This is a genomic window from Jiulongibacter sp. NS-SX5, from assembly GCF_052828545.1.
On the sequence record NZ_CM128248.1, the window covers coordinates 1,088,348 to 1,107,527 of the forward strand.

The window sequence follows — 19,180 nt, forward strand, 5'->3', positions numbered from 1 at the left end:
GAAATTTCTGTGATTTATTTATTCAGGTCTTCCTCCGTTCAGTTTATCCTGAAGCTCTTTTAATTCATCCCACTTACCCGCAGAAGCTAGAGCAGATTGTTCCGGCCATGTTGCTGGGTTGTGTGAAGCGTATCTAGAACCCGCTTCAGATAAGATGTTTGAAAGATCTTCAACTTTAGCATCAGCTAATTTTGCAAATGTATCAACTCCAGCATTTGCTAATAACTCAGCAATCTTAGGACCGATACCTTCAATTTTTTTTAAATCATCACCTTTTGAAGTTTTCTTGCTAGCCGCTTTCTTAGGAGCTTCAGCTTTTACTTCTTCTTTCTTTGGTGCTTTTTTCTCAGCTTTTGGAGCAGCATTCTTTTCCTCCCCAGGCTTTTCAGCTTTCGGCGAAGATGTCTTAGCGCCCTTTAAAGAAGAAGATGCTTCAATATCAAAAGTAGCATCTACTACAGCAGAACCACCAGCCTTTTCAATAGCTTCAACAGCTGACTTTGAGAAAGCATTAACTTTTACTTCAAGTGCAGCAGAAAGTTCTCCTCTACCAAGAACTTTTACAGTATCAGACTTCTGAATAAATCCTGTGTTGTAAAGAACACCTAAATCAACTGATTTTACACCAGCATTATCTGCTAATAACTGAAGCGTATCAAGGTTGATAGCTTTATGTACAACTTTGTTTGGATTATTAAAACCAAACTTAGGTACTCTTCTTTGTAATGGCATCTGACCACCTTCAAAACCTCTCTTTTGAGAATACCCTGAACGTGATTTTGCACCTTTATGACCTCTTTTAGCAGTACCACCACCGCCAGAACCCTGACCTCTACCTACTCTGGTGTTTTGCTTATTTGAACCTTTAGAAGGTTTTAAATTACTTAAGTTTATCATTACTTTTAGTTTTACGCAGGATCTACTCCTACTCGGTTTTCCCTTATTACTTTTCTATTCTAATCAAATGCTGAACTTTGTTTATCATGCCTTCGATAGCAGGATTTAATTCAAGCTCAACAGTACGATTGATTTTACCAAGACCCAAAGCTTCGATTGTTCTCTTCTGCTTTTGAGATCTGTCAATTGTACTTTTGATTTGAGTAATTTTTACAGTTGCCATTTTATATTCTTGTTAGCTAAGTCTTATGAATTAACCGTTAAACACTTTGCTTAACTTCACTCTTCTTTGTACTGCCACTTCATGAGGAGCTCTCATTTTAGAAAGAGCGTTAATTGTAGCCTTTACCACATTATGTGGGTTAGAAGAACCTTTTGATTTTGCCAATACATTATGTACACCAGCAGCTTCAAGAACGGCACGCATCGCACCACCTGCGATAACCCCTGTACCAGGAGCAGCCGGCTTAACAAATACATAACCACCTGAGTACTTACCGTACATTTCGTGAGGAACTGTATCGTTTACGATAGGAACCTTCACAAGGTTTTTTCTAGCATCATCGATGGCCTTAGAAATCGCATCTGTTACTTCATTAGCCTTACCAAGACCATGACCTACAGAACCCTCACCATCTCCTAATACCACGATTGCTGAGAAGCTGAATCTACGACCACCTTTCACTACTTTAGCTACACGGTTAATCGCAACTACTTTCTCTTTTAATTCAGATTCGTTTACTTTTATTCCTTTGCTCATTTTGCTAATCGATTCGGATATTAAAATTTAAGACCACCTTCTCTGGCACCATCAGCCAAAGCCTTAACATTACCATGATACAGGTAGCCACCTCTATCAAAAACACAAGTCGAAACTCCGTTATCGATAGCTTTTTTTGCTAAACCTTCACCTACTTTTTTAGAATTCTCAATTCCCAAAGAAGCGAAACCTAACTCTTTTGATGAAGAAGAAGCAAGTGTCTTACCATTTACATCATCTATTAATTGAGCATAGATTGACTTGTTTGAGCGAAAAACAGATAGTCTTGGTCTTTCAGCAGTTCCTTGAACTCTTTTTCTGATTCTCCACTTGACTTTTTGTCTTCTCTTTGATTTAAAAGTTGACATTATTATTTCGTTAATATCTTAAATACAATAATTAAAATTACTTCGCAGCAGTCTTACCAGCTTTTCTACGAATTTGCTCACCCACAAAGCGAACACCTTTACCTTTGTAAGGCTCAATTTTTCTTAGTTCTCTAAGCTTAGCAGCTACAAGCCCTATCAATTGCTTATCAGAACCCTCAAGAATGACCTTAGGATTTTGACCTTTTACCATTTCGGTAGCCACCTTTAATTCTTCTGGAACTACAAAAATGACATTGTGAGAGTAACCTAACGATAAATCAAGAACATTACCCTGGTTAGTAGCTTTATAACCTACCCCAACAAGCTCCAATTCTTTTTTATAACCTTCACTTACCCCTACAACAGCATTATTCACGAGACTTCTATAGAGTCCGTGAAGAGCTTTGTGTCTTTTTTGTTCAGTTGGTCTTAGAACCTTTACCTCATCTCCTTCCTGCTCAAAAGTGAATGCAGGATCAACGTATTGTGATATTTCACCCTTAGGGCCTTTCACAACAACGTTATTATCACCTCTACTTACCGTTACACCGGCAGGGAGCTTAATAATTTTATTACCTATTCTAGACATTATTTAAAGTTTAAGGCCACGTTAAAAACGTGGCGGTCAACAAATTTTATTTCTTAGTAAATGTAACAAAGCACCTCTCCACCTACATTCAGTGTACGAGCTTCTTTGTCAGTTACAATTCCTTTAGATGTAGACATCACAGCGATACCTAGACCATTCAAAACTCTCGGAAGAGCAGATGCCTTAGCATACTTTCTCAAACCTGGCTTTGAAGCTCTTTTAAGATCTACGATTGCAGATTCTTTAGTTACCGGATTATACTTTAAAGCAATCTTAATGTTACCCTGAGGACCTTCACTTTCGAACTTATAGCTCTGAATGTACCCTTTATCGTATAATACCTTTGTGATCTCCTTCTTCATATTAGAAGCTGGAATATCTACAACTCTGTGTCTTGCACTTATAGCGTTTCTAATCCTTGTAAGGTAGTCTGCTATTGGATCCGTCGTTACCATTCTATTACAATTAAATATTGGATTCCTAAGCCTTCATCGAGTAGTTTCACGGGCGTGACTTTCTCAATTGGGCTGCAAAGATAGTGATTCTAAATTAATTTTAAAAATATTACCAAGAAGCTTTTGTAACTCCCGGAATAAGACCTGCACTTGCCATTTCACGGAAAGTAACACGGTTAATGCCAAACTTCCGCATGTAACCTTTAGGTCTACCAGTTAATTTACATCTGTTATGTAAACGAACCGGTGATGCATTTTTAGGAAGTGCATCAAGAGCCTTCCAGTCGCCAGCTGCTTTAAGAGCGGCTCTTTTATCGGCGTATTTAGCTACTAACCTTTGTCTTTTTCGTTCTCTTGCTTTGATTGCTTCTCTAGCCATCTTCTTCGAAAATTAATTTATTAGTTTTTTGAATTTGCAAATGGCATTCCTAATGCCTTAAGCAGCTCGTAACTCTCTGCATCTGTAGGTGCAGATGTTACAAATGTTATGTCCATCCCTTGGATTTGAGATACTTTATCAATTGATATCTCAGGGAAAATAATTTGCTCAGTTACACCAAATGTGTAATTACCTCTACCATCAAAACCTTTATCACTAATACCCTGGAAGTCTCTTACACGTGGAAGAGCTACGGCAATTAGTCTGTCAAGGAATTCGTACATGATTTCACCTCTTAAGGTTACTTTAGCACCAATTGGCATTCCTTCTCTTAACTTAAAATTAGAGACTGCCTTTTTAGAGATTGTAGGTACTGCTTTCTGTCCAGTGATAATCGACAATTCTTCAACACTGTTATCTACCAACTTCTTATCACCAGTAGCTGCACCCACACCGCGGTTAACCACGATTTTTTTCAATACAGGAACCTGCATAATTGACTTATAAGAATACTTCTCTTTCAGTGCAGGCACTACATCTTTTAAATATTGTTCTTTTAATCTTGCCATTTTAATCAGTGGATTTCCGACCCACGTTTATCTATTAAATGAATTTACCGCTTGACTTAGCGTAGCGTTGAAGCTTGCCCTTGTCATTTTCTTTTCTTCCTACTCTTGAAGGCTTTCCAGATTCAGGATCCAATACAGCAACATTACTGATATGGATGCTTCCTTCTACTTCCTGGATTTCACCTTGAGGATTCTGAGCATTAGGTTTAACGTGCTTTTTGATAACGTTAACTCCTTCAACTACTACACGATCCTTCTTTGTAAGAACCTCGATAACTTTGCCTTGTTTGCCTTTAGAGTTACCAGCGATGACCTCAACTGTATCTCCGGTGCGTACATGACGTTTTTGCATCTTATTATTATTTGTTTCCATTTTCAGAATGATTTTCCCGAAGGGTAATTATAGAACCTCTGGTGCCAGAGATACAATCTTCATGAATTGCTTCTCTCTTAATTCACGAGCTACAGGTCCGAAAATACGAGTACCCCTTGGCTCATCATTATTGTTAAGAAGAACTACTGCGTTTTCTTCGAATCTGATGTAAGATCCGTCTTTTCGTCTTACTTCTTTCTTAGTTCTAACAACAACAGCTCTGGAAATACTTCCTTTTTTCATGTTGGTAGATGAAGAAAGAGCTTCCTTTACAGTAACAACTACTTTATCACCAATACCGGCGTATCTTTTCTTGGTACCGCCTAATACACGAATAACTAATACTTCTTTGGCACCGCTATTGTCAGCTACATTAGCTCTTGATTCCTGCTGTAACATTTCTAATTATTTTAAACTTTTGTGAAACCTGGGTTTGAAGAAGATTACTTAGCTCTTTCAAGAACTTCTACAAGTCTCCAGTTTTTAGTCTTACTCAAAGGTCTAGTTTCCATGATCTTTACAGTATCACCGATTCCGGCGTCACCGTTTTCGTCATGAAACTTAAATTTCTTTGTTTTGAGCATAAATTTTCCATACTTCGGGTGCTTCACTTTACGAACTACCTGAACTACGCCAGACTTGTCCATTTTGTTACTTACTACAACACCGATACGCTCTTTTCTATCTTGTCTTTCCATTTGCGGTAACAGATTAGTGGCTTTCACCACGGTATTAGTATTCTGTATTAATTTTGAGATTTAAGCTGATTATCTACTGCTTAATTCAGTTGATAATCTGGCGATCACCTTTCTTGTTTCAGTGATTCTTTTCGGATTTTCAATTGGAGTGATTGCGTGAGCAAACTTCATTTTTTGCAATCTGTCTTTTTCTGAAGCTATTTGCTCCTGAAGTTGCTCTACTGTCAAACCTTTCAAATCTACTTTTTTCATTGTCCTATAGTTTTACCGACTTCCGTCGAAAAATTCGTCAATAACTATTTGTTATGCCTGATAATCTCTTCTTACAACAAACTTCGTAGTCATCGGAAGCTTTTGAGCAGCTAATCTAAGAGCCTCTTTGGCTACTTCAAGAGATACACCACCCGCTTCAAAAAGAATTGTACCAGGGTAAATATTTGCTACCCAGTATTCCGGAGCACCCTTACCTTTACCCATCCTTACCTCTAAAGGCTTAGCAGTAATTGGCTTATCAGGGAAAACTCTAATCCAAACCTGACCTTCACGCTTCATTGCACGAGTAACGGCAATACGAGCAGCCTCAATCTGGCGAGAGGTTAATCTACCTGGCTCCAGAGATTTGATAGCAAAACTACCGAAGGCAATCTGGTGACCTCTTGAGGCGATACCTTTGATTCTACCTTTTTGCTGCTTACGAAACTTAGTTCTTCTTGGTTGTAACATAATTTTATAATCTTTTGAGAGCAATAAAGCCCTTACTTTCTACATTAAGCTTAGTTTCTACCTCTTCCGCCGTCGCCTCTTCTTCTTCTTCCACCGCGGTCATTTCTATCATTACCGCCTCTTCTTCTCTTATCGCCACCAGCTTCAGCTATTGCACCGGCAGGAGTAAGATCTCTCTTACCGTAAACTTCGCCTTTGAATACCCAAACTTTAATTCCAATGATACCATATACAGTCAATGCTTCAGAAACAGCATAGTCGATGTCAGCACGAAGTGTGTGAAGAGGAATTCTACCTTCTTTGTACATTTCAGTACGTGCCATTTCAGCACCACCTAATCTACCAGAAAGCTTGATCTTGATCCCTTCTGCACCTACTCTTACAGCTGACTGAATCGCTTGCTTCATAGCTCTTCTGTATGAGATACGAGCTTTAAGTTGCTGAGCAATTGTCTCCCCGATAAGCTTAGCATCCAATTCAGGTCTCTTAATTTCAAAAATGTTAATTTGAACATCTTTTCCGGTAAGATTCTTAAGCTCTTCTCTCAGTTTATCTACTTCAGAACCAGCTTTACCAATTACAACACCAGGACGAGCCGTGTGAATAGTAAGTGTAATTCTTTTTAAAGTTCTTTCGATAACTACTTTAGAGATAGATCCCTTTTGAATACGAGCATCTATATATTTTCTGATCTTGTTGTCCTCTACTAGTTTGTCAGAAAAGTTTTTTCCACCATACCAGCTTGATTCCCAACCTCTGATGTAACCGAGTCTAAGACCAACAGGATTAACTTTTTGTCCCATGTTTCTACTTAAATATTAGTTCGGGGTATATTATTCTTCTTCAGATTTAACTTCTTCTACAGCTTCCACTACTGGTGCTACGTTATCAACAACGATAGTCATATGTAGTGAACGTTTTCTGATTCTGTAGGCACGTCCTTGAGGAGCCGGTCTTAATCTTTTTAGGATTCTACCACCATCCACAAAAATACTTTTCACAACAAGGTCTGCGTCTTCTAAATCCACGCCTTCGTTTTTCTCTTGCCAATTAGCCACTGCAGACATCAATACCTTTTTTGTAATTGGTGCTGCTGCCTGTGGCTGGTGGCTCAAAATACCTAGAGCCTGACTTACTTTCTTACCTCTGATAAGATCAGCAACCAATCTTGCCTTTCTAGCAGAAGTAGGGAAATTGTTAAGTTTTGCTACTGCTTCCATGTTTTAAAATTTTATCTCTTAAAAGCCGAGTATTCTGAGATTACCTACGACCCTTGTCTTTTTTATTAATGTGACCTCTGAAATTTCTGGTTGGAGCAAATTCTCCAAGTTTATGACCTACCATGTTGTCTGTAACATACACAGGGATAAACTTATTTCCATTATGCACAGCAAATGTGAAACCAATGAAATCAGGAGTAATCATTGATCTTCTTGACCAGGTTTTGATTACAGATTTCTTGCCTGATTCGGCCATTTTCGTAACCTTGTTTTCAAGGCGAAAATCTACGTAAGGTCCTTTTTTAAGCGAACGAGCCATTATTTATTTCTTTTTGCTACGATTAAACGATTTGAATATTTGTTTTTAGAACGAGTCTTCTTACCCTTAGCCATAAGACCATTTCTTGATCTTGGATGACCTCCGGAAGAACGTCCTTCACCACCACCCATCGGGTGATCTACCGGGTTCATGGCAACACCACGAACTCTTGGACGACGGCCTAACCATCTCTTTCTACCAGCTTTACCTAGTGTCACGTTCATGTGATCTGGGTTAGAAACTGACCCAACAGTGGCATAACAAACCGATAATACCATTCTCATTTCACCAGAAGGCATCTTAAGTGTTACGTATTTACCGTCTTTGGCAAGTAGCTGTGCGTAAGTACCAGCACTTCTTGCTAACTGAGCTCCTTTACCAGGATTTAACTCAATATTGTGAATGATTGTACCAAGAGGTAAATCTTTCATTGGCATGGCGTTTCCTAATTCAGGAGCTACACCTTCACCAGATATAATAGTTTGACCTACTTGAAGACCTTGAGGAGAAATAATATATCTCTTCTCACCATCTGAGTACTGAACTAATGCAATTCTTGCAGATCTGTTAGGGTCATACTCAATTGTCAAAACTTCGCCTGAAACATTTGCTTTGTCACGCTTGAAGTCGATAATACGATATCTTCTTTTGTGACCACCACCAATGTATCTTGATGTTCTGTGACCTTCGTTATTTCTACCACCTGTTCTCTTGATTACAGTGGTAAGGCTTTTCTCCGGCTTGCTAGCTGTTATGTCAGAGAAGTCAGGGGCTACCCTGTTTCTTTGACCCGGAGTTGTTGGTTTTATTTTTTTAACTGCCATTCTCTTTAATTTTGCAACCGACTCATATCGGCTTTACCTATTAAATTTTTTATAAATCAGCGTAGAAGTCGATCATCTCTCCTTCTGCTAATGTTACTATTGCTTTTTTGATAGTTGGAGTTCTGCCAGAAGTAACTTTAGATCTGGTCATTCTTGATTTTGATTTACCAAACTGACGAATGGTAGAAACACTATCAACGCTTACTCCATACATTTGCTCAACAGCCTTGGCGATCTCAATTTTATTAGAACCCATTGCTACCTCAAAAGTATACTTACCTTTAGCGTTAAGTTCCTGAGATTTTTCTGTGATTATTGGTCTTTTTAAAACACTCATTTTAACTAAGCTTTATAAACCTACCGGTTCTAATTATTTCAAAATTGATTCAAGGTGAGCTAAAGCGTTCTCAGAGATCAGAATGTTTTCTGCATTTACTAGATCGTAAGTGCTTAGTTCATTCTTCTCAGTCACTAAAGTCTTAGGAATATTTCTAGCAGATTTATAAAGGTTATTCTCGTTACCATCTACTACGAAGATACTCTTACCATTTACACCTACTGAGTTGAGGAAGCTTACATAATCCTTAGTTTTTGGAGCTTCTAGAGCGAAGTCTTCAACTACAATTACTTTTCCCTCTTTAGCTCTCTCAGAAAGGATTGACTTTTTAGCCAATGCTTTAACTTTCTTATTAAGCTTGAAGCTATAGTTTCTTGGACGTGGCCCGAAAATAGTACCACCACCAACGAAGATTGGAGATCTTCTAGAACCGTGACGAGCTCCACCAGTACCTTTTTGTCTGTGAAGTTTCTTACCAGTCCTGCTTACCTCAGCTCTTTCTTTGGCTTTGTGAGTTCCCTGACGTTGATTAGCAAGGTACTGCTTCACGTCTAACCAAATCACGTGCTCATTGGGCTCAATACCGAAAACCTCTGAAGAAAGCGTTACTTTCTTGCCGGTTTCTTTACCCTCTTTGTTTACAACTTTTAATTCCATTTGTTTCACCTGTTTTTTCGGTGTCGTTAGGCCTCGACCTTAAATTGATTATTACTTATGAAGCGTAAGAAGTGTGTTCTTTGCACCTGGTACTGAACCAGAAACAACGATCAAATTCTTATCTGCCATCACCTTTAATACTTTTAGGTTTTGGATGGTTACATTAGTATGACCCATTCTACCCGCCATTTTCAAACCTTTGAAAACTCTGGCTGGATAAGAACAAGCACCAATAGCACCCGGGTGACGCTGTCTGTTATGCTGACCGTGAGTAGACTGACCTACACCACCGAAATTGTGACGCTTCACAACCCCTTGGAAACCACGACCCTTAGTCTTACCACTAACATCAAGGAATTCACCTTCTGCAAAAACATCAGAAACACTTACAGAATCTCCAAGATTGAACTCTTGTTCGAATTCTTTGAATTCAACCAACTTTCTTTTTGGAGTAGCGTTAGCCTTCTTGAAGTGACCTTGAAGAGCCTTAGATGTGTTCTTCTCTTTTTTCTCACCGTACCCAAGCTGAACAGCCCTGTAGCCATCCTTCTCTTCAGTTCTTATTTGAGTAACCACACATGGGCCAGCCTCAATAAGCGTACATGGAACTGCATTGCCATCTTCAAAGATGGTCATCATGCCAATTTTCTTTCCAATAATTCCAGACATTGTATTATCTTTTTCGCTTTAAAATTGTCTCTTGTCTAAATCGGGCTGCAAAAGTCTGATTTTCTGCAGTTTTAAACAAGATTCTGACTAAAAACTTTTATTACCAGAGGTTGACGTGTCAACGTGGCCATTACATTACAAACCCAAAAGGTAAGCTGTATATTACTGAGGGTACAACTTGTTACCTTGTAATGATTCCCAAAAATTAAATTTTACGCGAACTTCGGAGACTGTGCAAATCTTAAAAAGCTTAACATCTTTTCTCACAGTCGAAATCAGAACGGTTTCACGCGGATGTGACTTCGTCTAATTTTTTATAGAGAGTATCTCCTCAAATCGAGGTGCAAAAGTAGTGAAAGAATTATTATAAACAAAAAAGCTTTAGAAAATATTATAAGTATATTTTCATGGTCTTGGCATCAAAGGCCAGATTGCGTCCGTAAGGGCTTTTTCCAATTATTGCCAATTTGATCTCGGCATCACGGTGTGTTTTCGGAGGCTCCATGCCGTGCTTGTAAGGTTCTTGTGGAAATTCGAGAGAAAAGTTCATCAAAATCTCACAATCACATCTTCCTCCTTCGTCTATGAGATAGGCCATTATTTGATCCTCAGCCAAATGATTATTATTCAGAAAAGCCTTGGTCACCCTAAAGTCCATTTTACATGGTTCATTTTCCAGGCTTTCATGTAGATAATCAAATAAACCTTCAAAGTCTTCTATTGGCATAGGAAGTTCTGCCAAAAACTCTTCCTTACGGGTTAATGGTTCCTCAGTATCAGCTACTGTTTGATCGCTTTTTGACTGAAGCAAGTAGATATTGGCAAGTATACTCCCAATGAATAAAATGGAAGCAGCAGCCCTGAAGACTGAAGTCTTGTAAAATGGAACTACTTTAGTTTCTTTAGCAAAAAGCTCTTCGTGCAAATTCACTCCTATTTCTTTAGGTGCCGAATGTGCACTTTCGAAAGCCATTTTTTCCAAACTCAATTCTATCGCCTCAAATTCGGCTCTCAACTCAGAATCTTGGTCTAGCATCTGGTACAACTCCAACTCACGCATAGCAGACACCTGCCCCATGGCCAGCATCTCTAATTCTCCGTCTTCGATGTTAAACTTATTCATTTTCATTATAAAATTTTCTCAACTCCTTTATGGCAGCTCTAACTCGCGTCTTTAAGGTTCCAAGAGGGATATCCAGTTCTTCTGCAAGATCCACCTGAGTAAAACCTTCAAAGTATATCTTTTGAATTAGTAATTGATGAGTCGGTTTTAGCTTTTTCACAAAACCCTGTAGACCAATTATATCCGTATTTTGATTTGAACTGAACTGCCTGTCTACAGAGCCCACGTTATCATCTCTTACGAAATTCTTTAAATTGTGGTTTTTATAATCGGCAGATCTAATTCTATCTATGACAAAATTTCGGGTAAGATTCGCCATCCAGGTATAAAGCCTGCCTTTGCCCGCATCATAAACTTCGATTTTAGCCCAAATTTTTATGAATACCTCCTGAAGCATGTCAGAGGCTTCATCCTTGTCTTTGAGCATCCTAATGATAATACCGTAGATAACATCAGAGTAGTTTTTGTAAAGTAGCTCAAAACCCTTCTGGTTCTTTTGCTTTAGTAACTTAACAAGCTCTTTCTCTTCCAATGGATGTTTAAGTAATTTCATTTGACGTGGCAATATAGCCCTCAGAACTTCTCAAAAAAAAAGACGGAAGATAAAATCTTCCGCCTTTCTAACAATCATTTATTCAACCACTCTTAAAATACTCGTTTGAGCAAGCCTCCAAAAGGTATGCTTGCATAACATTTTGCAAAGTAAATAAATGAAATTGTATCTCGCAATTCTTTTTTCCATTTTACATTTGCGACCATTAAAAAGAAGACTATTGAGCACTCCGCAGAATGAAGGATTTCTGTTTCCGGCAGAATGGCACCCACATGAAGCTACATGGTTAAGCTTCCCTCATAATATAGATACTTGGGAAGACAGACTCCCGAAAGTCTATGAGTCCTACTTTGAATTCATCAAAGAAATAGCAGAGGAGGAAAAAGTAAGAATTGCCACGGGTAATGAAGCCACTGCAAAGCAAATCAAGTTTGAACTAGAGAAAAGGGAAATAGAGTCTCGCAATATTGAGTTGTATGACTTCCCCACTAACGACAGCTGGTGTAGAGACCACGGGCCTAGCTTTGTTATTCAGCCGGAAAAAGGAGTCAAGTCAATAGTAAACTGGGGCTATAATGCCTGGGGAGGAAAGTACCCTCCATTCGATGCTGATAATAATATTCCTAGACGAGTTGCTGAAGCTTTTGGATTACCTTTATATGAACCGAACGCTATTATGGAGGGAGGGTCAATCGAAGTAAACGGTACCGGAAGTTTGCTCACAAGTAAATCTTGCTTGCTAAACCCTAACAGGAACCCGAGTTTATCACAGCAAGAGATAGAGGAAAAACTACGTTCATACTATAATGTAAGTCATATCTTATGGCTGGGAGAAGGTATTGTGGGTGATGATACAGATGGTCATGTAGATGATATGACCCGTTTTGTGAATAGTAATACGGTTCTTACTGCATTAGAAAGCAACAGACTTGATGCCAATTATGATGCTTTAAAAGAGAACCTGGAACTTCTTCAGTCTATGAAGAATGAAAAAGGAGAGCGTCTCAATGTTCTTACTTTACCTATGCCAGACCCGGTTCACGACTCAGGATTAAGACTCCCTGCCTCCTACGCCAACTTCTATATCCTGAATAATAAGGTTATCGTTCCTACTTATAGATGCTCAAAAGATGAGGAAGCATTGAAGATCATTGAAGAATGTTTCCCGAGTAGAAAAGTAGTAGGAATTGATTCGACAGAAATCATCTGGGGTCTTGGTAGTTTTCATTGTTTATCTCAACAAGAACCAAAGGTATAATAATTGTTAAATCCGAGGCTTTCTCGCAATAAATAGTCAATTTTGCGGCTTATTTAGAATATTTAGCTAACCATTAGGTTGCTTTCAATATTTATATGCGTCGAATCATCATTTACCTTGGCATTTTAAGTACAGCCCTTGCCTGTCAAACAACCAAGGTTCAAAACGTTAGTACAACAGAAACCCCGGAGAAGACCGTAGAAGAATCTACAGTTATAGAAGTTGGTTCTGAACAACTGACAGAAACAGAACTTCAGTCTGCTTTCAAGGAATATTTTATTGCGGATAGCACTAATTTTGAAGAGCTCATTGACGAACTTGTCAGAAGAAAAAGGGTATACCTGGCCGCTAAAGACGAAGGCTACTTATTAGATCATACGCAATTAGAAGAACTAGAAACTTACACGAGAATTGCAGCTAAAAGCTTTATTGAAGACACGGCTTTAGTGAATGATTTAGTAAGGACAACTTATAATCGTTTAAAAAGAGAGGTCAATGCTTCGCACATTCTTTTAGCCCTATCACCTTATGCATCATCTCAGGACACAATAAAGGTTTATGAACAAATCACAAACCTAAAAAGTCTGGCAGAATCCGGTGCCTCTTTTGATTCATTAGCTCAAGTTTATTCATCTGATACTAACACCAAGAAAAATGGTGGTAATATGGGCTATTTTTCTGCATTGCAATTGCTTTTTCCTTTGGAGAATGCGGCCTACTCTACCCCAATAGGCAAAATCTCTGATCCTGTAAGAACAAAAGCAGGATACCATATTATAAAGGTCAATGATAACAGACCCTACTCAGGAAAAGTTGAGGTGAAACACATCTTGAAAGTGGTGCCATCTTCTGCTTCTGAAGAAGTAGAAGCATTTCAAAAGTCGCAGATAGATTCGCTATATCAACTGCTGCAGGATGGTGCCAAGTTTGATGAGTTAGCCAAAATCAATTCTGATGACGTGAATTCAAAGGACAATGGTGGTCTTCTACCTCCTTTCAGTATCGGAAGCTGGGCAGAGCGTGACTTTGAGAAAGTGGCATTTAGTTTAAGAACAGGTGAAATATCAGAACCTATTAGATCTTCTGTAGGCTGGCACATTTTACAAAAGAATCGTGAAATATCTCTGGAACCATTCAGTGAACTGGAATTAAAACTTAGAGACAAGGTTACTACTGATTCTCGTGGAAAGTATATTGCTGAGAAAGGACTAGAACAATATCAGAAAAAGCTCAATATCAATATTAATAATGAAGCTTTCGAGAATATTATAAAATTCGCCAACGCAGGCATCTTGAATGGTTCTTGGAAGGTGAATCGCAACCTCATTGAGAATGATGTTATCTTAAAGGTAGATGAGCGTCTCTATTCTGTGTTAGACTTCGTGGAATATGCTGAAGACAAACAGAGCTTTGAAAAAATCCCTGAAAACTACAGTCCAGAACTATGCTTGAGATGGTTTTTTGAGGACTTTAAATCTGAACGAATCACATCGGCAGTTATCGAAAGATTACCGGAACTAAATGCATCCTTTAAGTTTATTGCGGACACTTATAAAGAGAGTTTATTGGTTACCAATTATCTCAACGATAAGCTCTATGAAAAAACCACTTCTGATACCTCTGGACAACGAGACTTTTATAATAAGCACATCAAGGATTACCAATGGCCTGAAGGTGTAAAAGCAACTATCGTAAAAGCCAAAGATCAAGAGGCCATTGCAGAATATTTTGAAATTGCGTCTGAGGCAAAACCTTACCGACTAAAACGTGGCATCTTGCCTTTTTACTATCAAAAAAATGCTTATTCGCTCTCGGATGATCTAAGAAGGAAGCTGACAGGTTTGGAACAGATACTCGAACAAAATCCGGGTTATTTGGTAGAAATCGGTGGACACAGAGATATAAATGAGGCCACATCAATTAGTGGAAGTAGAATAAAAGATATCGTAAGGTTTCTGACAGATAATGGTATTGATATCACCCGAATTAGAGAAAACGATTACGGCGTAAATAGAATTGCTGACAGATTTGACTGGACGCAAAACCAAAGAGTAAGTTTTCAGTTTTTCAGTAATAGTGAGGAGGATATTGCTAAAATTTTACAACTCAAAGATCCATATTTTGAAGTAGCAAAAGGTATCTATTTCAAAGGAGAGAATGAATTGATAGATGGTACAGGTTATGCCAAAGGAGAATATGAATCAAACTTTGATGACTTCTATTACCGTATCATCATAGAAGAGGCCGTTCCGGCAAGAGCCAAATCATTGAGAGAGGCACGAGGAGCCGTTATTAGAGACTATCAGAAAGAAAAAGAAGAACAATTGTACAAAGAGCTGAGCGTTAGATATCCGGTAACAATAGACCGTGAGAAGGCAAGACAGCTGTATGATATTCAGAAACTAAACGACTTAAATCAAAATTAAATGATCAAGAAGGTACTCCTTTTGTTGGTATTACCACTTATCTCGCAAGCCCAGCGAATAGGTACGAACGTAGACCGAATTGTTGCTAAAATTGACAATTACTATATCCTGAGATCTGAGGTTGAAACTATTTTACAACGCTCAAAAGAACAAAGCCAGGAAATCAATAAATGTCAGGCTCTGGAGTCTTTAGCGGTACAAAAGCTACTGGTCGCCAAGGCCGAGATTGACTCAGTTATAGTGGAACCTGATGTGGTAGAAAACCAGCTGGATGCTCGTATGGGTGAGATGATCAGAATCTACGGTAGCGAGAAAAATATAGTAGAGCAGTTCAATAAATCGCTGGAGACTCTCAAAAGTGAGGTAAGACAACAGGTTAGCGAGCAATTAACCGCCCAGCAGATGCAACAAACCATCACAGAGGGTATGTCTGTTACACCAGCAGAGGTAAAAATATTCTTTGACAATATCCCAAAAGACAGTTTGCCTACTATCCCAACGGAGGTGAAAGTGGCTCAGCTGGTTCGGCTGGCTAAGTTAACCAAGGCACAGAAGTCTGAATTAGTAGCTCGTTTAGAAGATTTAAGACTACGCGTAGAGAAGGGCGAAAAATTTGAAAAGCTTGCTGAAGAATATTCTGAAGATCAAGGATCAAGAACATATGGTGGTGACCTGGGATGGGCTAAACGTGGTCAAATGGTACCTGAATTTGAGGCGGCAGCCATGAGATTGGAGCCTAATCAAATGAGTGAGGTAGTAGAAAGCTCATTTGGATTTCACCTGATTCAGTTAATTGAAATCAGAGGACAGGAATATCACGCCAGACATATTCTTTTAAGACCGGAATATAACCGTCTTGACATGACGCAGCCCACCCAGTTTTTAGATAGCTTAAGAAACTTCATACAAACAGACTCCATAAAATTTGAGGATGCCGTTCGCCTACATAGTGAGGATGATAACACTAAATATACAGGTGGAATCATCCAGGATCCTACATCTGGTTCAGATAGAATGGCTTTAGATCTAAGTATGGAGCCAAATTTGTATTTCACTGTTGATACCATGAAAATAGGATCAGTAACAAAGCCCCTAGCCTACCGTAGTGCCGACGGTAAGACCGGAATGAGACTCCTGTATCTGGTAAATAAATATGAACCTCATAAGATCAACATGAAGGATGATTATGAGAAAATCAAACAATTTGCTTTGATCAACAAACAAAATGTAGAAATTGACAAATGGTTTAGAGAGGCTATCGCCGAGGTCTATATCAAAATAGATCCTGAGTACGAAGTCTGTAAATTATTTGAATATTAAAACCCGACTCCCTGTTAAATGAGTAACACAGCATTTAAATCTGACGTAGAAGCGGCTGACGCCTTAAAATCATCATACGAAAAACTTAGAAAGGAAATTGGCCAGGTCATCGTTGGGCAAGACGAGACCGTACGTTTGCTCTTAACAGCGATATTCTGTCAGGGTCATTGCCTGTTGGTTGGTGTTCCCGGTCTGGCAAAAACCTTGCTGATCCAGACCATTGCAGATGCACTAGATCTTGATTTTAATCGCATCCAGTTTACTCCGGATTTAATGCCAAGTGATATTGTGGGTTCAGAAACCTTAGACAATGAAAGAAACTTCAGATTTGTAAAAGGGCCGGTTTTTGCGAATATAATTTTGGCAGATGAAATCAACCGTACACCTCCTAAAACGCAGTCTGCTTTGTTGGAAAGTATGCAGGAGTATGCAGTTACGGTAGCCGGAGAGAAGCATCAACTTTCAAAACCTTTCTTTGTTTTAGCGACTCAAAACCCAATAGAACAAGAAGGTACTTATCCCCTACCCGAGGCCCAGCTTGACCGTTTTATGTTCATGGTCAATCTGGATTATCCGTCTTTTCAACAAGAATTGGACATCGTAAAAGCGACTACAAATGATGAAAAGAAAAAAGTCAATAAGGTCTTAGGGGCTCAAGAGATCATTGAATTCCAACATTTGGTAAGACGTGTACCGGTGGCAGATAATGTCATTGAATATGCTGTAGGTCTTGTACATAAAACCAGACCTAACTCCGAAATGGCGGGCAAAGTAGCCAACGAATTTTTGGACTGGGGAGCAGGACCAAGGGCATCTCAAAACCTTATTCTGGCTGCTAAATGCAATGCTCTGATCAATGGCAAGTACTCACCTGACATTGAAGATGTCAAAGCCGTGGCAATTGCTGTGCTACGTCACAGGGTGGTTCGTAACTTCAAAGCCGAGGCAGAGGGGATGAACATAGAGAAGATCATAAATGACCTTCTCTAAGGTTTAACACTCTTTAAATAGGTTTCTATCTCTTGAAGGCTAAGGGCATTAAAAGCCATTGATTTGGTCAAACCAGCCTTTCTTGCAACTGCAATCCCGTAGTGCATATCCTGGAATCCTTCTATTTTATGTGCGTCTGGATTTATGGAAAGCATCACTCCTTTTTCAAGACAATAAGGGATCCATCTCCAGTCAATATCCAATCTATACGGACTGGCATTAATTTCCATTACTACCTTATTCGCTGCACAGGCATCTATGATCTTCTTATGATCAATCGGGTAACCAGCTCTCGATAATAAAAGTCGGCCTGTAGGATGACCTAAAATAGTCGTGTAAGGATTCTCTATAGCCTTGATTAGTCTCTCATTAGCCTTTTCTTCGGTCATATCCAGATTAGCATGAACCGATGCTACAACGTAATCAAAACTGGCTAAAATATCCTTTTCATAGTCTAATGATCCATCACTGAGGATATCAGACTCTATACCTTTCAAGATTTTAAACGGAGCCAACTCTTTATTTAATTGATCTATCTCTTCATGCTGCTGTACGACTCTCCCTGCTATTAGACCGTTAGCATAAGCCGCTGTTTGTGAGTGATCTGCTATCCCAAAATAATCCAAACCTAAGTCACGGCAGGCTTCGGCCATTTCTTTTAAAGAGTTCTTTCCGTCAGAATACTTGGAGTGGTTATGAAGACTTCCTTTAAGTTTATCCCAGCTGATAAGATCATCATTACTATTCTCTTTTGACCAGGCAAACTCATCCAAGCCCTCCCTCATTTCAGGAACTATATATGACTCACCAAAGCCGCTATAATACTGTTCTGAACTATCAAAAATGTTGGTTTTTACAAAGTGATGGAATGATTGACCATCCTTGCTGTAATTGAAATGTTCTCTTCCTCCATTTAATAACAACTTTTGCTGTGCAAATACCTCCTTCTCAACAAAGAAAATCTCAATCAATATTTTATTCTCCTCATAGGTTCCACGCCACACAAATGGAGAAGAGACCTTCATAAGCTCCTTAAACTCTCCCGGTAATACTGATTTATTTGAGAAACTTCCTTCTATAAGAAAGGAAAGCTTATCCACTGTTTCAAGTTTTCTGGTAATAGCACCAACTACTTCAACTTTCTCAAAAAGTGAGGAGAGCTTTTCACTTACTAATAAAGAAACTTCAGCCGCCTGATCCATTTTAAGCTTACCGCTTTGTTGCTTTATAAAAGCAATAGAATCAAGGATTTTGACCTGCGTTTTTTCTCCAAAGCCTTTGGCTTCTGCTATTTTACCTGATTCACAGGCAATCTTCAGATCATTTAGATTGTCGATACCCAACTCCTGCCATAAGAGTTTGATTTTGGAAGCACCTAAACCTTTGACCTTAAACATATCTAAGACACCCTCAGGAGTTTGTGCAATTAGGCTATCCAATTCTTCTGAGCTTCCCTTCTCTAAAATCTCTTTGATAGTAGCCAAAAGGCTTTTACCTATTCCTCTGACTTTTAGAATTTCGTCATCCGACATTGCTGCCAAATCTGTCTCTAATCGATCAATATTGAAAGAGATACCACCAAAAGCTTTAGCCCTATTGGCATCTAAATCATGTAAGGTGAGGAGTTTACCAGTTAACTCAATGATATCGGCAATCTCTGCGTTGCTCATAGA

General features: G+C 38.9%; 27 protein-coding genes and 1 pseudogene. 4 read left to right on the forward strand and 24 right to left on the reverse strand.

The window, feature by feature from the left end:
• Nucleotides 1-18: 18 nt before the first annotated feature.
• The 23 genes and pseudogenes from ACUXV0_RS04910 to ACUXV0_RS05020 all read right to left on the reverse strand — a co-directional run bounded on the left by ACUXV0_RS04910 (nt 19) and on the right by ACUXV0_RS05020 (nt 11,513).
• Nucleotides 19-483 carry a DUF4332 domain-containing protein gene (locus tag ACUXV0_RS04910; RefSeq protein WP_446192797.1) on the reverse strand — a complete coding sequence of 155 codons (465 nt, stop codon included), beginning with the start codon at nt 481-483 and terminating at the stop codon, nt 19-21.
• Nucleotides 457-894 (reverse strand): annotated as a pseudogene (rplO, locus tag ACUXV0_RS04915) (50S ribosomal protein L15); the annotation flags it as partial. The gene ACUXV0_RS04910 and the pseudogene rplO, both read right to left, overlap by 27 nt.
• Nucleotides 895-943: 49 nt before the next feature.
• Nucleotides 944-1,120: a 50S ribosomal protein L30 gene (gene rpmD / locus ACUXV0_RS04920; protein WP_446191953.1), complete on the reverse strand. Its 177-nt coding sequence runs from the start codon at nt 1,118-1,120 to the stop codon at nt 944-946.
• Between the two features lie 30 nt (nt 1,121-1,150).
• Nucleotides 1,151-1,657, reverse strand: a complete 507-nt coding sequence (gene rpsE, locus ACUXV0_RS04925) for a 30S ribosomal protein S5 (protein WP_446191954.1) — start codon at nt 1,655-1,657, stop codon at nt 1,151-1,153.
• A gap of 20 nt (nt 1,658-1,677) precedes the next feature.
• Complete coding sequence (rplR, locus tag ACUXV0_RS04930) at nt 1,678-2,025, reverse strand: 50S ribosomal protein L18 (RefSeq protein ID WP_446191955.1); 348 nt, start codon at nt 2,023-2,025, stop codon at nt 1,678-1,680.
• A 37-nt stretch (nt 2,026-2,062) separates the two neighbouring features.
• On the reverse strand, nt 2,063-2,614 hold the full coding sequence (gene rplF, locus ACUXV0_RS04935) for a 50S ribosomal protein L6 (RefSeq protein ID WP_446191956.1): 552 nt from the start codon (nt 2,612-2,614) through the stop codon (nt 2,063-2,065).
• A gap of 53 nt (nt 2,615-2,667) precedes the next feature.
• Nucleotides 2,668-3,069 (reverse strand): 30S ribosomal protein S8, encoded by a 402-nt coding sequence (rpsH, locus tag ACUXV0_RS04940; protein ID WP_446191957.1) that lies wholly within the window; start codon nt 3,067-3,069, stop codon nt 2,668-2,670.
• Nucleotides 3,070-3,178: 109 nt separating this feature from the next.
• Nucleotides 3,179-3,448: a 30S ribosomal protein S14 gene (gene rpsN, locus ACUXV0_RS04945; RefSeq protein WP_446191958.1), complete on the reverse strand. Its 270-nt coding sequence runs from the start codon at nt 3,446-3,448 to the stop codon at nt 3,179-3,181.
• A gap of 20 nt (nt 3,449-3,468) precedes the next feature.
• Nucleotides 3,469-4,017, reverse strand: coding sequence for a 50S ribosomal protein L5 (gene rplE, locus ACUXV0_RS04950; protein ID WP_446191959.1), 549 nt, complete (start codon nt 4,015-4,017; stop codon nt 3,469-3,471).
• A gap of 34 nt (nt 4,018-4,051) precedes the next feature.
• Complete coding sequence (rplX, locus tag ACUXV0_RS04955; RefSeq protein ID WP_446191960.1) at nt 4,052-4,390, reverse strand: 50S ribosomal protein L24; 339 nt, start codon at nt 4,388-4,390, stop codon at nt 4,052-4,054.
• A 27-nt stretch (nt 4,391-4,417) separates the two neighbouring features.
• Nucleotides 4,418-4,789, reverse strand: a complete 372-nt coding sequence (gene rplN, locus ACUXV0_RS04960) for a 50S ribosomal protein L14 (protein WP_055144377.1) — start codon at nt 4,787-4,789, stop codon at nt 4,418-4,420.
• Between the two features lie 44 nt (nt 4,790-4,833).
• Nucleotides 4,834-5,088 carry a 30S ribosomal protein S17 gene (rpsQ, locus tag ACUXV0_RS04965; RefSeq protein ID WP_446191961.1) on the reverse strand — a complete coding sequence of 85 codons (255 nt, stop codon included), beginning with the start codon at nt 5,086-5,088 and terminating at the stop codon, nt 4,834-4,836.
• A 69-nt stretch (nt 5,089-5,157) separates the two neighbouring features.
• On the reverse strand, nt 5,158-5,340 hold the full coding sequence (rpmC, locus tag ACUXV0_RS04970; RefSeq protein WP_446191962.1) for a 50S ribosomal protein L29: 183 nt from the start codon (nt 5,338-5,340) through the stop codon (nt 5,158-5,160).
• A 51-nt stretch (nt 5,341-5,391) separates the two neighbouring features.
• Complete coding sequence (gene rplP, locus ACUXV0_RS04975) at nt 5,392-5,811, reverse strand: 50S ribosomal protein L16 (protein ID WP_446191963.1); 420 nt, start codon at nt 5,809-5,811, stop codon at nt 5,392-5,394.
• A 50-nt stretch (nt 5,812-5,861) separates the two neighbouring features.
• Complete coding sequence (rpsC, locus tag ACUXV0_RS04980) at nt 5,862-6,614, reverse strand: 30S ribosomal protein S3 (RefSeq protein WP_446191964.1); 753 nt, start codon at nt 6,612-6,614, stop codon at nt 5,862-5,864.
• 30 nt (nt 6,615-6,644) lie between these two features.
• A complete protein-coding gene (rplV, locus tag ACUXV0_RS04985) occupies nt 6,645-7,031 on the reverse strand; it encodes a 50S ribosomal protein L22 (RefSeq protein ID WP_446191965.1) in 387 nt (128 codons plus the stop codon).
• 40 nt (nt 7,032-7,071) lie between these two features.
• Complete coding sequence (gene rpsS / locus ACUXV0_RS04990) at nt 7,072-7,350, reverse strand: 30S ribosomal protein S19 (protein ID WP_446191966.1); 279 nt, start codon at nt 7,348-7,350, stop codon at nt 7,072-7,074.
• Nucleotides 7,350-8,174, reverse strand: coding sequence for a 50S ribosomal protein L2 (gene rplB / locus ACUXV0_RS04995; protein ID WP_446191967.1), 825 nt, complete (start codon nt 8,172-8,174; stop codon nt 7,350-7,352). Before rplB ends, rpsS begins: the two co-directional genes overlap by 1 nt.
• A gap of 49 nt (nt 8,175-8,223) precedes the next feature.
• Nucleotides 8,224-8,511 carry a 50S ribosomal protein L23 gene (gene rplW / locus ACUXV0_RS05000; RefSeq protein WP_446191968.1) on the reverse strand — a complete coding sequence of 96 codons (288 nt, stop codon included), beginning with the start codon at nt 8,509-8,511 and terminating at the stop codon, nt 8,224-8,226.
• 33 nt (nt 8,512-8,544) lie between these two features.
• Nucleotides 8,545-9,168, reverse strand: coding sequence for a 50S ribosomal protein L4 (rplD, locus tag ACUXV0_RS05005; RefSeq protein ID WP_446191969.1), 624 nt, complete (start codon nt 9,166-9,168; stop codon nt 8,545-8,547).
• A gap of 51 nt (nt 9,169-9,219) precedes the next feature.
• Complete coding sequence (gene rplC, locus ACUXV0_RS05010; RefSeq protein WP_446191970.1) at nt 9,220-9,837, reverse strand: 50S ribosomal protein L3; 618 nt, start codon at nt 9,835-9,837, stop codon at nt 9,220-9,222.
• 391 nt (nt 9,838-10,228) lie between these two features.
• Complete coding sequence (locus ACUXV0_RS05015) at nt 10,229-10,960, reverse strand: DUF2695 domain-containing protein (protein WP_446191971.1); 732 nt, start codon at nt 10,958-10,960, stop codon at nt 10,229-10,231.
• The gene (locus ACUXV0_RS05020) at nt 10,953-11,513 is read right to left on the reverse strand and encodes an RNA polymerase sigma factor (protein WP_446191972.1); all 561 of its coding nucleotides are present in this window, start codon (nt 11,511-11,513) and stop codon (nt 10,953-10,955) included. Before ACUXV0_RS05020 ends, ACUXV0_RS05015 begins: the two co-directional genes overlap by 8 nt.
• A 157-nt stretch (nt 11,514-11,670) precedes the next feature.
• Between ACUXV0_RS05020 and ACUXV0_RS05025 the strand changes: the two genes are divergently transcribed.
• The 4 genes from ACUXV0_RS05025 (at nt 11,671) to ACUXV0_RS05040 (ending at nt 17,507) form a co-directional block, all read left to right on the forward strand.
• On the forward strand, nt 11,671-12,771 hold the full coding sequence (locus ACUXV0_RS05025; RefSeq protein ID WP_446191973.1) for an agmatine deiminase family protein: 1,101 nt from the start codon (nt 11,671-11,673) through the stop codon (nt 12,769-12,771).
• A 95-nt stretch (nt 12,772-12,866) separates the two neighbouring features.
• Nucleotides 12,867-15,197: a peptidylprolyl isomerase gene (locus tag ACUXV0_RS05030; RefSeq protein ID WP_446191974.1), complete on the forward strand. Its 2,331-nt coding sequence runs from the start codon at nt 12,867-12,869 to the stop codon at nt 15,195-15,197.
• The gene (locus ACUXV0_RS05035) at nt 15,198-16,517 is read left to right on the forward strand and encodes a peptidylprolyl isomerase (protein ID WP_446191975.1); all 1,320 of its coding nucleotides are present in this window, start codon (nt 15,198-15,200) and stop codon (nt 16,515-16,517) included.
• An 18-nt stretch (nt 16,518-16,535) separates the two neighbouring features.
• Nucleotides 16,536-17,507: an AAA family ATPase gene (locus ACUXV0_RS05040; protein ID WP_446191976.1), complete on the forward strand. Its 972-nt coding sequence runs from the start codon at nt 16,536-16,538 to the stop codon at nt 17,505-17,507.
• Here the strand turns inward: ACUXV0_RS05040 and ACUXV0_RS05045 are convergent.
• On the reverse strand, nt 17,504-19,177 hold the full coding sequence (locus tag ACUXV0_RS05045; RefSeq protein ID WP_446191977.1) for a PHP domain-containing protein: 1,674 nt from the start codon (nt 19,175-19,177) through the stop codon (nt 17,504-17,506). The genes ACUXV0_RS05040 and ACUXV0_RS05045 overlap by 4 nt on opposite strands.
• Between the last annotated feature and the right edge of the window lie 3 nt (nt 19,178-19,180).